The sequence below is a fragment of the Pseudomonas sp. AD21 genome (genome assembly GCF_002878485.1).
Classification (GTDB): Bacteria; Pseudomonadota; Gammaproteobacteria; order Pseudomonadales; family Pseudomonadaceae; genus Aquipseudomonas.
Genome location: NZ_NQYG01000030.1, coordinates 1 through 13,366 on the forward strand (window position 1 = coordinate 1; position 13,366 = coordinate 13,366).

12 protein-coding genes are annotated in these 13,366 nt (G+C 59.7%); 6 read left to right on the plus strand and 6 right to left on the minus strand.

Features of this window, described 5'->3' with window-relative positions; genetic code table 11:
- Positions 1 to 137 precede the first annotated feature (137 nt).
- From PseAD21_RS17835 to PseAD21_RS17845, 3 genes are read left to right on the plus strand one after another with little or no spacing between them, the layout of a single operon-like run.
- The gene (locus PseAD21_RS17835) at positions 138 to 797 is read left to right on the plus strand and encodes a paraquat-inducible protein A (RefSeq protein WP_102356810.1); all 660 of its coding nucleotides are present in this window, start codon (positions 138 to 140) and stop codon (positions 795 to 797) included.
- On the plus strand, positions 784 to 1,407 hold the full coding sequence (locus PseAD21_RS17840; RefSeq protein WP_102356811.1) for a paraquat-inducible protein A: 624 nt from the start codon (positions 784 to 786) through the stop codon (positions 1,405 to 1,407). The genes PseAD21_RS17835 and PseAD21_RS17840 overlap by 14 nt, the downstream gene beginning before the upstream one ends.
- A complete protein-coding gene (locus tag PseAD21_RS17845) occupies positions 1,400 to 3,703 on the plus strand; it encodes a PqiB family protein (RefSeq protein WP_102356812.1) in 2,304 nt (767 codons plus the stop codon). The genes PseAD21_RS17840 and PseAD21_RS17845 overlap by 8 nt, the downstream gene beginning before the upstream one ends.
- A gap of 182 nt (positions 3,704 to 3,885) precedes the next feature.
- On the opposite strand, the gene mksF is transcribed toward PseAD21_RS17845, so the two are convergent.
- The 3 genes from mksF to mksB are packed head-to-tail and all read right to left on the minus strand — an operon-like array spanning position 3,886 to position 8,694.
- On the minus strand, positions 3,886 to 6,726 hold the full coding sequence (gene mksF, locus PseAD21_RS17850; RefSeq protein WP_102356813.1) for an Mks condensin complex protein MksF: 2,841 nt from the start codon (positions 6,724 to 6,726) through the stop codon (positions 3,886 to 3,888).
- On the minus strand, positions 6,723 to 7,424 hold the full coding sequence (gene mksE / locus PseAD21_RS17855; RefSeq protein ID WP_102356814.1) for an Mks condensin complex protein MksE: 702 nt from the start codon (positions 7,422 to 7,424) through the stop codon (positions 6,723 to 6,725). The genes mksF and mksE overlap by 4 nt, the downstream gene beginning before the upstream one ends.
- Positions 7,414 to 8,694 carry an Mks condensin complex protein MksB gene (mksB, locus tag PseAD21_RS17860; RefSeq protein WP_178082141.1) on the minus strand — a complete coding sequence of 427 codons (1,281 nt, stop codon included), beginning with the start codon at positions 8,692 to 8,694 and terminating at the stop codon, positions 7,414 to 7,416. The genes mksE and mksB overlap by 11 nt, the downstream gene beginning before the upstream one ends.
- A gap of 220 nt (positions 8,695 to 8,914) precedes the next feature.
- Between mksB and PseAD21_RS17865 the strand changes: the two genes are divergently transcribed.
- Positions 8,915 to 9,661: an energy transducer TonB gene (locus PseAD21_RS17865; protein ID WP_102356816.1), complete on the plus strand. Its 747-nt coding sequence runs from the start codon at positions 8,915 to 8,917 to the stop codon at positions 9,659 to 9,661.
- Positions 9,654 to 10,106, plus strand: a complete 453-nt coding sequence (rimI, locus tag PseAD21_RS17870; protein WP_102356817.1) for a ribosomal protein S18-alanine N-acetyltransferase — start codon at positions 9,654 to 9,656, stop codon at positions 10,104 to 10,106. The genes PseAD21_RS17865 and rimI overlap by 8 nt, the downstream gene beginning before the upstream one ends.
- Positions 10,107 to 10,233: 127 nt before the next feature.
- Here the strand turns inward: rimI and PseAD21_RS17875 are convergent, their stop codons facing one another.
- Entirely contained in the window at positions 10,234 to 10,638 is a 405-nt protein-coding gene (locus PseAD21_RS17875; RefSeq protein WP_102356818.1) for a serine kinase/phosphatase, read from the minus strand.
- 141 nt (positions 10,639 to 10,779) lie between these two features.
- On the opposite strand from PseAD21_RS17875, the gene can reads away from it, so the two are divergent.
- Positions 10,780 to 11,424: a carbonate dehydratase gene (can, locus tag PseAD21_RS17880; protein WP_102356819.1), complete on the plus strand. Its 645-nt coding sequence runs from the start codon at positions 10,780 to 10,782 to the stop codon at positions 11,422 to 11,424.
- A gap of 6 nt (positions 11,425 to 11,430) precedes the next feature.
- Here can and PseAD21_RS17885 read toward each other — a convergent pair whose 3' ends face one another.
- Positions 11,431 to 11,946 (minus strand): SET domain-containing protein-lysine N-methyltransferase, encoded by a 516-nt coding sequence (locus PseAD21_RS17885; protein WP_102356820.1) that lies wholly within the window; start codon positions 11,944 to 11,946, stop codon positions 11,431 to 11,433.
- 181 nt (positions 11,947 to 12,127) lie between these two features.
- Entirely contained in the window at positions 12,128 to 13,324 is a 1,197-nt protein-coding gene (locus PseAD21_RS17890; RefSeq protein ID WP_102356821.1) for a hypothetical protein, read from the minus strand.
- Between the last annotated feature and the right edge of the window lie 42 nt (positions 13,325 to 13,366).

Sequence of the window (13,366 nt, forward strand, 5' to 3'; positions counted from 1 at the left end):
AACCCCAATTGCGAAAGCAATTGGGGTTTTGTTTTGCCCGCAGGAAAGTTTTTTACTTAGCCAGCGAACAAATTTGCACAGTTATTTTCGAATCAGAACACTAGAATAGCCCCATCTTTTTCGGAGTCAGAGCCTTTATGTCAGAGTCGGTTGACGCCCGCGGGCTGTCAGAATTACCGCTGGAAGACCTGGTGGCCTGTCACGAGTGCGACCTGCTGATGCGCAAGCCAAAGCTTGCCCACGGCGAGAAAGCCCTGTGTCCACGCTGCGGTTATGAGTTGTATGCCCACCGCTATAACGTGGTGCAGCGCAGCCTTGCTCTGGTCATCGCTGCATTGCTGTTGTTCGTGCCAGCGAACTTTTTACCCATCATGCAGCTGAATGTACTCGGACAGTCGTCGCAGGACACCGTCTGGAGCGGTGTTGTCGGCTTGTTCGATACCGATATGCGCGGTGTTTCCGTCGTCGTATTTCTCTGCAGTATGGCGATTCCGTTGCTCAAGTTGCTCTGCCAGTTATTCGTATTGCTGACGATCCGTTTCAACATCGGGCGCAGCTACGGCTTGTTGCTGTATCGCATTTACCACCACCTCAAAGATTGGGGAATGCTTGAGGTCTACCTCATGGGCGTGTTGGTGGCGATCGTCAAACTGGCAGACATGGCGGCCATCACTGTTGGCCTCGGTCTGGCATGTTTTGTCGGTTTGTTGTTGGTTCAGGTCTGGCTGGAAGTGGTGATGTCACCGCATCAGATCTGGCAGGCGCTATCAGGAGAAGACCCTCATGCGGGCGATTGATGCGGGCATTCTGATTTGTGCTGAATGCCACGAATTGAACAGACAGGAAAAAGACTCGGAAGAACAAACCTGTACCCGCTGTGGGGCGCTGGTGCATGCCCGTCGCCCGAACAGCCTGGCTCGAACCTGGGCACTGCTGATCACCGCGGCGATTATCTATATTCCGGCTAATGTGCTGCCGATCATGACCGTCAGCTCCCTGGGGCAGGGTGATCCAAGCACGATCATGTCCGGTGTCATTCAGTTGGTGCAGCACGGCATGATTCCAATCGCCGCTGTGGTGTTTATCGCGAGCATCTTGGTGCCGACCTTCAAGTTGGTGGGTATCGCGCTGCTGTTGTTTTCGGTTCAGCGACGCCAGCCATTGTCTGCACGGCAGCGGATCTGGATGTACCGCTTCATCGAGTTCATCGGTCGCTGGTCGATGCTCGATATCTTTGTGATCGCCATTCTGGTGGCGGTCGTCAACTTCGGCCGGCTTGCCAGTGTCGAAGCTAATCTTGGCGCCATCGCCTTCGCCAGTGTGGTGATTCTGACGATGCTTGCCGCAGTAACTTTCGATCCCCGACTGATTTGGGATAACACGGAGTCGGACGACGACCATGACTGATTTGCCCGTAGCGAAAACCCGGCCGGCCTCCAACTGGTCTGCCATTTGGGTATTGCCCCTGATTGCCCTGATCATCGGCGGCTGGCTCGGCTGGCGTGCCTATAACGAAACCGGCATCGAGATTCAGGTGCGTTTCGAAAGCGGTGAAGGCATCCAGGCCAACAAGACCGAGGTCATGTACAAAGGCATGTCGGTCGGTAAGGTGAAGGCGCTGAAGCTCGACGACGAAGGCAACTCCAAAGGGGTCATCGCCACCGTCGAGATGAACAAGGATGTCGAGCAATACCTCAAGACCAGCACGCGTTTCTGGCTGGTGAAACCGAGCGTGACCCTGGCCGGTATCACTGGCCTGGAAACCTTGGTCTCGGGTAACTACGTGGCCATCAGCCCGGGTGAAGGCGAACCGACCCGCAAGTTCAAGGCGCTGGCCGAAGAACCGCCGCTGTCGGATTCCAAGCCCGGTCTGCACCTGACCATCAAGGCGGATCGCCTCGGCTCGCTGAACCGTGGCAGCCCGGTGTTCTACAAGCAGATCAAGGTCGGGCAGATCAAAAGCTACGTGCTCTCCGAAGACCAGAGCACTGTTGAACTCAAAGTGTTCATCGAGCCGACCTACGCCAAACTGGTGCGCAAACACACGCGCTTCTGGAATGCCAGCGGCATCAGTATCGACGCCAATCTGTCGGGAGTAAAAGTGCGCAGCGAGTCTCTGGCGAGCATCGTCGCCGGCGGTATCGCCTTCGCCACACCGGAGAACCGCAAGGACAGTCCGCCTACCGATCCAAGCCTGCCGTTCCGTCTCTATGAAGATTTCGACGCCGCGGCTGCCGGTATTCGGGTAAAGGTCAAACTCAGCGACTTCGAGGGCTTGCAGGCTGGCCGAACGCCGGTCATGTACAAGGGCATTCAGGTCGGTAACCTGAAGGCGTTGAAAATCGATCCGGATCTGAACAGCGCCACGGCCGAGCTTACCCTTGACCCTCTGGCTGAAGACTATCTGGTCGACGGCACGCAATTCTGGGTGGTCAAGCCGTCGATTTCCCTGGCCGGGATCACCGGGCTCGAAGCGCTGGTGAAAGGTAACTACATCGCTGTACGCCCTGGCGACAAAGGTGCCGCGCCGAAGCGCGAATTCGAGGCACGGCCAAAAGCGCCACCATTGGACCTGCGCGCACCGGGCCTGCATCTGGTGTTGTTCACCGACGCTCTGGGTTCGATCGAAGTCGGTAGCCCGATTCTGTATAAACAGGTCAAGGTCGGCTCGGTACAGAGCTATCAGTTCTCCAGGACCAAAAAACAATTGGTGATCGGCGTCCATATCGAGAAGGAATACGAAAACCTGGTCAACGCCTCGACTCGCTTTTGGAACGTCAGCGGAATCACTCTCACCGGTGGTCTGACAGGTGGGATTCAAGTGAAGAGCGAGTCATTGCAGACACTGATGGCCGGTGGTATTGCCTTCGAAACACCGCAAGCCAAGGCGCCGTTGCAAAAGCGCATTCCGCGTTTCCGTCTGTTCGCCAACCATGATGAGGCCAACCAGAAAGGCACGGTGGTGACGATCAAGGTTGACCGCGCCGATGGTTTGCGCCCGGGTACGCCGATCCGTTTCAAAGGGCTGGATGTCGGCAAGATTGAAGACGTTGATCTGACAGATGACCTGCAATCGGTAATGATCACCGCGCGGATCACTGAAGTGCCGGAGCGCATTGCGCGGGTTGGCAGCCAGTTCTGGGTGGTCAAGCCTGAGTTGGGGCTGATCAAGACCCAGAATCTGGAAACCCTGGTCACCGGGCAGTACCTGGAGGTGCAACCGGCGGCGAAGAACCTTGGCCCGCAGAAGAATTTCGTTGCGCTGGCCAATCCGCCGGAAGTGTCCAGGCAGGAAGCCGGTTTGAGTCTGGTGTTGAGTGCGGCCCGTCGTGGTTCGCTCAAGCCTGGCGTGCCGGTGACTTACCGCGAAATCACCGTGGGCAAGGTCACGGGTTATGAGCTGGGGCAGACAGCTGATCGGGTATTGGTGCACATTTTGATCGAGCCGAAGTACGCGCCGCTGGTGCGTAGCGGTACGCGGTTCTGGAACACCAGTGGCGTCGGTTTTGATATCGGTCTGTTCAAGGGAGTGACGGTACGCACGGAGTCACTGGAGACGGCGATTCAGGGCGGCATCGCCTTCGCCACGCCGGACGGCGAACGCATGGGCAACCCTGCGCGGCCTGAGCAAACGTTCCCGCTGTTCGACAAGTTCGAGGATGAGTGGCTGAGCTGGGCGCCGAAGATTCCACTCGGTAAGTAATTCAGCTGTGTCTGGAGTGGCGTCATCGCGAGCAGGCTCACTCCTATAGGGGAAGGTATTCCAACTGTAGGAGTGAGCCTGCTCGCGATAGGGCCCTAAGCGCCAGAACAAATCCAACGCCATAAAAAAGGGCCGCGATCCCATCAGATCGCGGCCCTTTTTTTGCCTTCAGCTGACGCCGATCAAACCGCATCCAGCTCCGGTTCATCTGCTTCAACATTGACCGTGGCTTTCACCACATCATGGCGACGGATGTACTTCCAGTCCGCCTCGTCGATGTAGATGCCCGCAGGCCCGCTGCCGCCTTCCAGGTCGATGGCGACACTGGCGCAGACCTGCGGCTTCACACTCGCCAGAATCGGCACGAAGCCCAGTTGCAGGCTGGTTTCCAGCAGGGCGGCCTGGTTCTTCTCATCGATGTCCGCCGCCTCGTCGAGGTAGTACGGCAGGCGCACACGACCGGCGAGGTCACGGTCCATCAAGTGCAGCAACAAGTACATGTTGGTCAGCGCCTTGATGGTCATGGTGGTGCCGTTGGACGCCGCGCCATCGATGTCGGTGTGGATAACCGGCTGACCGTTGACCTTGGTGATCTCGAACGCCAGTTCGAACAAGTCCTTGAGACCGAGCTGGTTGTGGTTCGCTGCCACCAACCGAGCCAGATATTCCTTGGCCTCTTCGTTCTTGTTGTCCTGCTCGGCGCTCTGGCTGAGGTCGAACACCGACAGGGTTTCGCCTTCTTCGTACTGACCGGCGCTATGGATGATCTGGTCGATGTGCTTGAGCGCTTCCTTGTTCGGCGCAAGCACGATACGGAAGCTCTGCAGGTTGGAGACCTGACGCTTGTTGATCTCGCGGTTGAACAGCGCCAGTTGATGTTCGAGGCTGTCGTAGTCGCTGCGAATATTGCGCAGGGTGCGAGCGATGTCGGTGACCGCCGCACGACGCGCCTTGCCCAGCGTCAGGGCTTCATCGGTACGGTGCGCGTAAGCGTTGATCAGCAGTGACAGGCGGCGCTCCATATCGTCTTCGCTGTCGAACTTGGCCACGCCTTTCAGACGCACTTGTGCGTACAGCGCTTCGATCTGACCGTCGGCGCGCAGCAGGCCTTGCCAGCTGTCCTGATAGTCGTTGAGCAGCGGCAGCAGGTTGTCCATCGAATCGTCGACCGGATCCATGAACGGCGTACCGAACGGCAGATCTGTCGGCAGCAACTGACGACGGCGCAGTGCATCGTCGAGGGTGCGTTGCTTGGCTTCCATGTCGGCGATCTGCCGGCCGACCAGTTGCAGCTTGGCCGACAGTTGCTGGACGCGCTCGGTGAACGCGTCGCTGGAACGCTTGAGTTCGTCCTGCGCGCCTTCCATCTGCGCCAGTTGTTCGAGCTTGTCGCCTTCTTCAGCGCTCAGTGTCTGGGTGCGGCGGAAATCTTCCAGGGCTTTCTGCGCATCCAGCACTTGCTGGTACAGCGCTTCGGTCTGGGTCTTGCTCGCAGCACGGTCAGCAGCAACGGCTTGCTGGGTTTTCAGTTGCTTGAGTTCTTTTTCCAGACGCTCTTTCTGATCACGCAGTGCGGCACGGTCAGCCAGCGCTTGCAGGGCTGGCGGCTCGATGTGCGAGATGTCGATCGACAGGCCCGGCACTTCGAAACGCTCACCCTTGAAGCCATCAAGGATCAACTCGACCGATTTGACCCACTCGCCGTCTTCATCGAGGGTGATGCCGTGCTCGCCCAGCGGCAGGCTGAACAGTGCGCTGTTGAACAGGCGCATCAGACGCTCGACGTCCTGTTGCGAGAATTCTTCGCGCAGACGGGCGTAGCTGTTGTTGTCGGCGTGATCGAGTTGCAGTTTCACCGACTTCAGGCGTTTTTCCAGATCGCGCAGCCGCTCTTCCAGATCCTCGGCGCTGAACTGACGCGATTGCGCCAGAGCACCGGCCAGTTCGTCGTGAGCGTCTTTGGCCGCGAGCAATTGTTGCTCCAGCACTTTGACGTCATCGACCAAGGCAAAACGATTCTTCAGCACCGACAACTCACCCAGCCAGCGCTGGATGCCGGAAATCTCCCGCTCCAGACGCATCAGCTCCTGGGTGCCGCCGCGCTGATCGTTTTGCAGACTGTCCTGCTCGCCACGGTAATGGTCGGCCTGAATCGTCAGTTCTTCTTTGCGCGCACTGGCGTAGTCCGACCATGTGCCGAGCAACGAATCGAGCAGCGGTGACAGGCGATGCAGTTTTCCGCGTAGCACGTCACGCTGTTTCACGCCGTTGGCCAAGGCCTCGACCAGTGGGCCGGCCGCGACCAGCGAGTTGTAGTCCTGTTCCATCCGGCGCACGTCGCGGAAGGCTTCTTCGCACGCGGCGATGTAATCGACACTGCCGGAACGCAGGCTGTGCTCGAAGGCATCGAGGAACAGTTGCTTGAGCTTGGCTGCGGTGATTTCACGCATGTGCAGCAGGTTGATGAACAGCGCGCGGAACGTCTTCAGGCTCTGCTCGCTGGTGGAGCGCAGCGGGATCAGGGTCAGGTCGAGCGGGATTGAGGTGTGGCCGCCAACCAGCAGACGACGCAGTTCGTCCGGCTTGAGTTCGTAGGCTTTCAGGCCTTCTTTCTCAAGGTTGCTGAACAGCTCTTTCTGACGCAGGCAGGTATCGTTCTTTTGGTAATGCGCCAGATCGAGTTTGCCGGCATAGGCGAAGAACTGGTGACCGAAACCGCCGCCCGGGCCACGACCGACCACGCCAATCACGTGCGGGCCGTGGGGCAGGTTCACTTCGACAAGGATGTAACTGGTGTCGGAGGCGAAGTAGAAACGCCGCGATTGTTCCAGGCTGTACTTGCCGAAACTCATGTCCGACATGCGCGCCAGAATCGGGAACTGCAAGGCGTTGATCGACGCCGATTTACCGAGGTTGTTCGCGCCGTAGACCGACAGCGGTTCTTCCAGCGGGAACAGGCCGAGGCTGTAACCGGCGGTGTTCAAAAGGGCAAAGCGGCGGATGCCGTAGCGTTCCTGGCTCATGCGTCGGACTCCTGTTCTTCGGCAATGGCGCGGGCCAGTGCGTCTTCTTCGCTTTCTTCTGCAAATTCGGACAGATCAAGCGGATCGTCGGTTTCGAGGAATTTGGCTTCGGCTTCTTCGTCGATCAGCACCGGTGCCGGCAGCGGCAATACGCTGTGGACGCTAGCGGCCAGATCGCGGTCTTGCTGCACCGACAGGCACACATCAAGGAAACGGTGCATCGGCGGCAAGAAACGGTACACGCCGTTTTCTTCGCCGGCGAAACCGAGTTGAGTCATGCGACGCATGATCTTTTCTTCGAGTTCTTCAACGGTCTGCACTTCGGCCTGAATGAACAGGTCGCGGTACTTTTCCAACAGCGACGGCAGTTCTTCACGGCCGAGGCTGCCACCGTCGAGCACGGCGATCGGGTCGCGGCCCTGGTCGGCCAGATGCTCGACGAGGATGAAGGTGAACAGCGCCAGACGCTGGGCGGTCTTGTTCACCGCCGCGGCGGCCATGTCCGGCACGAAGTAGTAGAAACCACGGGTGTCGCAGACCAGTTCAAAACCCAGGGCCTTGAACAGCGTGCGGTACTGATCCTGGAAGTTCGACAGTTGCGCGTACAGCTCCGGGTCGCGGCGGCTGACGTGGTAGCCCTTGAACAGCTCGCGGAAGATCGGCGCCAGTTGGGACAGTTCGGAGAGATCAAGATGCATTGGGGATGCTCGCAGAATCCTCGGCGGCGGTGTCGCGGGCCGAGAGCAGGGCGAAGGAGCGCAGGCTGACCTGGTGCTCGTGAGTGTGGTATTCGCGGCGTTCCAGACGCTCGCGCTTGAAGCGTTTTTCCCGCGACAGGCGCGAGAACCAGTAGAGCAATTCGTCAGTGGCGCCGTCCGGCTCCTGCTCCAGCAGCCAGGTCATCAGATCCGGCATTGGCAGGGACTCTTCGCAACGCTCGACCATCTCGCGCACGGTGCGTGGTGCACGTGGCGCGTCGCCGGATTTTTGTGTTTTGTGCGCTTTCGGGAAGCGTGCCGGTTTTGGTTCGAATCGGGCCAAAGCGTAAACGTAAGCTTCGACCTGACTGGCGCTGCCGAGGAAGGTGCTTTGCGGCCGGGTGAACAGCGGCATCGCCGCTTGCGGCACGGCATCGATGCCTTTACGGCGAATCGCCGCCAGTGCGAGTGCGGCACCACGGGTCACGGCGTTGTGCCGGCGCGCTTCTTCACGCAGCGGCAGCAATAGTTCGCGGGCATGACGCAAGGTCAGTTGCGCGCTGGTCTGCATTTCGAGGATGCGCGCGTGGGTGCGCAGGAGCATGTCGTCGTCAACCAGATGGCCGAGACGTTGCTGTTCGCTGAGCATCTTCAGTAGCACGGTTTCGACCTTGCGCACGCCTTGTTCGAAGGCGCCGTCGGCGTTCACCAGATCGATCATTGGCTCGACGTATTCGTCCCACGTCGCCAGTACTTCGGCGTAACGCTGGCGCAGCGGAATCTGCCGGTCGCTGGTCTTGGCCCGTTCGGCCACGGCCACCAGTGCCTGCTCGTCGTTGTCGAGCTTCTTCAACACGTCGCGCACGCGCATGTCGAGCAGGCGCAACTGGCGAGCGAGGTCGTGGCCGTCGCGAATGTCGAACGCGTCCTGAATGTAACCGGCCAGACGTTCGAGGTGGCGCAGGTAGGCTTCAATCTCCAGGCACAGGCCCAGACGGTGCTCACGGCGCAGGTAGGCGAGGAAATCGTGGATCTGTGCATTGAGCTCGAAACGGTTCGGGCTTTTCGCGACAGGAATCAGGATGTCGAGGCGAATCCACACGTCGAGCAGGCTGGTGATGTCCTGCGGCGTGCTGTCCAGTTGTTGGGCGGCCAGTTGCGTGCGCAGTTCGTTGAGGCTCAGGGTGCCTTGGTCGAAGTGCTCGCACAGTGGCTCCAGAAGTGCCCAGTGTTCAGCGAGGGCGCGCAAGACGCGCTTGGGTTCGATCATCGGAATGGCCGGCTGGTTGGCGATTAAAAGCCGCGATTGTACTGCATCACGAAGGATACGATTCACTCTCGGGGACAGGCTGTCGCTTTCTTTAGGTCAAGTCTATCGATCAACAACGGGCGATCTTGAGCGAAGGGCGGTAGAATCAGCGCACTTTCAGTTATCCACAAGTGGCCGACCTTTGCTTATCGAGTCCCGCCGCCGCGCCTATTTGAACGCCATGCAGGTGGTCAACTGGCTGCCGCGCACCGAATTGCCTTTCGCCGCACCGTCGCGGCCCGAGCTGCTGGACATGCACGAGCCTGAACCTGAGGTCGCGGTGATGCCGGTTGTGCAGGCCGAAGCGGCGGTGCAACCTGCCGCCCGTCCGGTGGAGCGGCCAAAAATCGAAGTGCCGCGCCCCTCGCTCGCCAGTACCCGCAATGGCGCCAAACCGGTGGAAGAGGTCGAAGAGGCGCCGGTCGTCGTCAAGCCCGCGCCCGCGCCGCCACCGCGCTTCGCCCTGCAATTGCTGCGCGCCGGGGCGTGTCTGCTGCTGGTGGAGTTACCCACAGGCGAAGCGTTCCAGAGCCGCGATCCGGCCTATCTGCTGCTTAAAGACATGCTGCGCGCTGCCGGTCTGCCGGACGCACCGCAAATCGTCGGCGAGCCGGTGCGCTGGCCGTGGTTGAACCGCGGCACCATGGATCAAGGCCCGGAAGCCGCCCGCGACTTTGTGCAGGGGTTCCTTTCGGTGCAAATGGAAACGGCGCCCTGCACCTGCCTGTGGCTGATTGGCCTGCCGGCGGTGCGCTTTGCTGGTGAAGCGGATGCCGAGGCGTTCAATAGTGAATTGCAGATTGAAGGGCTGGGCCTGGCCTGGGCCATTCCCGGTCTGGAATTGTTGATGGAAGAGCCACAGCGCAAAGCCGCTGTGTGGCAAGCCATGCGTCGGCTGATGGCGCGCTGGAAAGAATCGAATGAGTGAAGCTGTATCGTTCCGCCCGATGACCGAGGCGGACCTGGACGCTGTATTGAAGATTGAATACGCGGCGTACAGCCATCCCTGGACCCGCGGGATTTTTCTCGACGGGCTGGGCAAGTACCAGATCTGGCTGATGTTCGAAGGTCAGCAGCAGGTCGGCCACGGAGTGGTGCAGATCATTCTGGATGAGGCGCATCTGCTCAACATTACCGTCAAACCGGAGAATCAGGGGCGTGGGCTGGGGCTGACGTTGCTGGAGCACCTGATGTCGATTGCCTACAAGGCTAACGCTCGGGAGTGTTTTCTGGAAGTGCGTGACAGCAATACGGCGGCGTTCAAATTGTACGAGCGCTATGGCTTCAACGAGATTGGCCGGCGTCGGGATTATTATCCGGCGGTGGGCGGGCGTGAAGATGCTGTGGTCATGGCCTGCACTTTGGTTGACTAAGCCTTAAAAGCTTCGCAAGCAAGCCCGCTCTCACATGGGTTTTGGGTTGATCACAACATGTGTGAACGACTCAAAACCCATGTGAGAGCGGGCTTGCTCGCGAAGGCGGCCTCTCAGGCAACAACGATCAGCGGTTGCCATCCAGCGGATCACGCCGTGCCAGCTCCGCTTCATCCAGACCATTGCCGCCGCCGATGTCATCCTCGTCGACAATGCTCAAGTCCCAATCCGCCTGGTTGCCTTCGCCGGCTTCTTCGGCGTCCCGGGCGCCGTCTTCATGAATCAGCGTTTCCGGGCTCAAGTCATCGTCGGTGGGTTCATGGTCTGCTTTCGATGCGCCGGTAAACCCGGCCTCACGCACCCGCTCGTTCGGCATCAGTTGCTCGCGTTCGCGCTCTGGAATCTCGTCGCCGATTTTCGCGCTGGGTTCGTCTTCATCGAAATCCAGCTCATGCACCGAGCCCATGCGGTCTTCGTTATCATCGATGGGTTCCGGTTGCACCGCATCGTACGGACGTCGTGAATCAGTCATGGCAATTCCTCATACTGTGGGCCTTACTGAGTGGACTCACCGGGAACACGAGAATTCCAAAGAAAAACACCTGCGGTTCTTGCGTGACCCCGACGGGCGGTCGTCTGTCATACCAGCGCATCTTTCTTGAGGCCTTACACCATGCACGACTTACAAGACCTGATTGATAACAACGAGCGTTGGGCTGACGCGATCACCAAGGAAGACCCGGATTTCTTCGCCAAGCTGGCGCGCCAGCAGACCCCTGAGTATCTGTGGATCGGCTGCTCCGACGCACGGGTGCCGGCCAACGAAATCGTCGGCATGCTGCCGGGCGATCTGTTCGTGCACCGCAACGTCGCCAACGTGGTGCTGCACACCGACCTCAACTGCCTGTCGGTGATCCAGTACGCAGTCGATGTGCTCAAGGTCAAACACATCCTCGTCACCGGCCACTACGGTTGCGGCGGTGTGCGCGTATCGATGCAGGATCGCCAGTTCGGCCTGATTGACGGCTGGCTGCGCTCGATCCGCGATCTGTACTACGAAAAACGTGAAGAGCTGGCCAAGCTGCCGACCGAAGAGGAACAGGTCGACCGGCTGTGCGAACTCAATGTCGTCCAGCAAGTGGCCAACGTCGCCCACACCAGCATCATCCAGAACGCCTGGCATCGCGGGCAGAGCCTGTCGATTCACGGTTGCATCTATGGCATCAAGGACGGTCGCTGGAAAAGCCTGAACACCACGATCAGCGGTTTCGAACAACTGCCGCCGCAATACCGTCTGCGCCCGGTCGGGGCGTTGTAAGCCCGATCAGTGCGCATGCCGCCAGTGCTGCAGGAAATGCTGGCCCTCGATACTGGGTGGTTCATCGTAACCGGTGATCCACCCTCGGCAGCGCGGCCCGCCGCAGGTGCAGGCAAACTGTTGCAACAGGCGATCTTCGGTGGCGGCGAAGTCGATGGTCAGGCGTTCACCCGGGTGAATATCGCGCAGTGCCCAGAGCCACAGTTCGCTCATGTCGAGGAACACATTCGGGTCGCAGGCATGTTCGAGCAGCCCGCAAAAGCGCGGGTCGTAGATATGGATTCCGGTCAGTAGCTGCCGGGTCTGGCGACAGCGATAGGGCAACAGTTGCCCGGAAATACGGCACATCCGGGTGATGCGCAGGAATTCCCGGCGTGCCACCACTGTCGAGTGACCCTGTCCGTCCGGAACGATTTCGAAATCTACTGTAGAAGGGAAGCCGAGGCGCACGGGCAAGCCGGCAAAGGGGTAGATGCCTGGCGTATCAGGGGGAGTGTGCTGCGGCTGTGCGTGATTGTTCATAACGTTCCCTGTCGTCAAGTGTTGTGACTTGCGCGGTCTGACGTCCTGTCAGCACTGCAATCTATTTGTTTGGATCCAATCATTTCGTGAATGACGCACCTCGTCTACTGTCAGATCTGACAGGGGAAAAGAGCTGCGTCCCGCGTCAGCAATGACTGACACGGGAAGCCTTTTCAGCGGATCAGAGGTGTGGTGCAGGCACTGCAGTGGCTGGCAACTCGCCCTTGAGCTGTTGCAGTTGCGCCTTGATCGGCGTGGTCGAGCACTTGGCGGCAGCCTGTGCCGGGGTCAGGTTGCGGATCGAGGTGTAGAACAGCTCGCAGGTCTTGACCTTCTGCGTCACTTGCCAGGTCTGCGTGCAGCTGTTGAGCAGGGTTTTCGGGTCGGTGCCCGGTTTGCTGCCCATCCCGGCCTGCCAGCAGGCCGCGCTCAAGTCCTGGCCCATGACCTTCAACCCGGCGGCGTCGGCCTTGGCTTCATCGCCGTCGTAGCTCGCCGGGTCGGCGGCGTACCAGATGTAGCTCGGGTGGTTCGAACCCAGTACTGGCACGTTCACCCCCGCACTCGGGCTGATGGTAGCCAGCCCCAAAACGCCTACGGTCGGCCCGTATTGCTGCTTGATCCAGTTACGCACCGGCGCGCCGAACGCGACCATCGGCAAGGTGGTGCCGGCGCTGGTCTGGCTGAACTGCTTGACCAGTGTGGTCTGGTAATCCTTAAAGTAGTCGTAGACCCCCTCCAGATCACTGCCGGCATTGGACGGCGCCGCGATTGGCGCAATGTCGATGATGGTCTGATAGGCCGGGGTCTGATCGGCCGGGATACCGTTGTCGGTCAGCAGCGTGGCCCAGCGATCCGTGGTGTTCGAGCGCAGGTAATCCTGGGCCTGGGTCAGCGAATAGTCCGGCGGAAAGTGCAGCAACTCGACGCTCTTGCGGTTTTCCAGGGCCATGCCCAGCGGCAGGAACAGATACCAGCTGTAAGCCCATTTGCCATCGGCGTTGAGCTTGCTGGCGCCGTTGTAGGCCAGATCGCCGGCATCGAGCAGTGCCGACAGCGGTTTGTCGTAGCCTTGCGGTACGCCGCTGATTTCGACATGAATCTGCCCGTTATCGTTTTTCACCAGTACCTTGGCATTGGTGTAGCCATCGCGTTGCACGCTCTGGCTCAGGTAATGGGCGACGGTCTGTTCCAGCGACCACTTGCGATAGCAGATCACGCTGCAGTTATTGGGGTAGGCGAAGAGGCGGGTGACGCGCTCGGTGCTGCCCAGTTTCAGGTCGACATCGGCGTGGGCGGCCGAGCTCAGTGTGAGCGCGGCGAGGGCCAGTGCGGTGGGGGCCAGTACGGTGGGGATAAGTCCTGCGAGTTTGAACATGCTCAGATCCTTTTCAGCGTGGGTTCCCCGGGATGTCGGGGC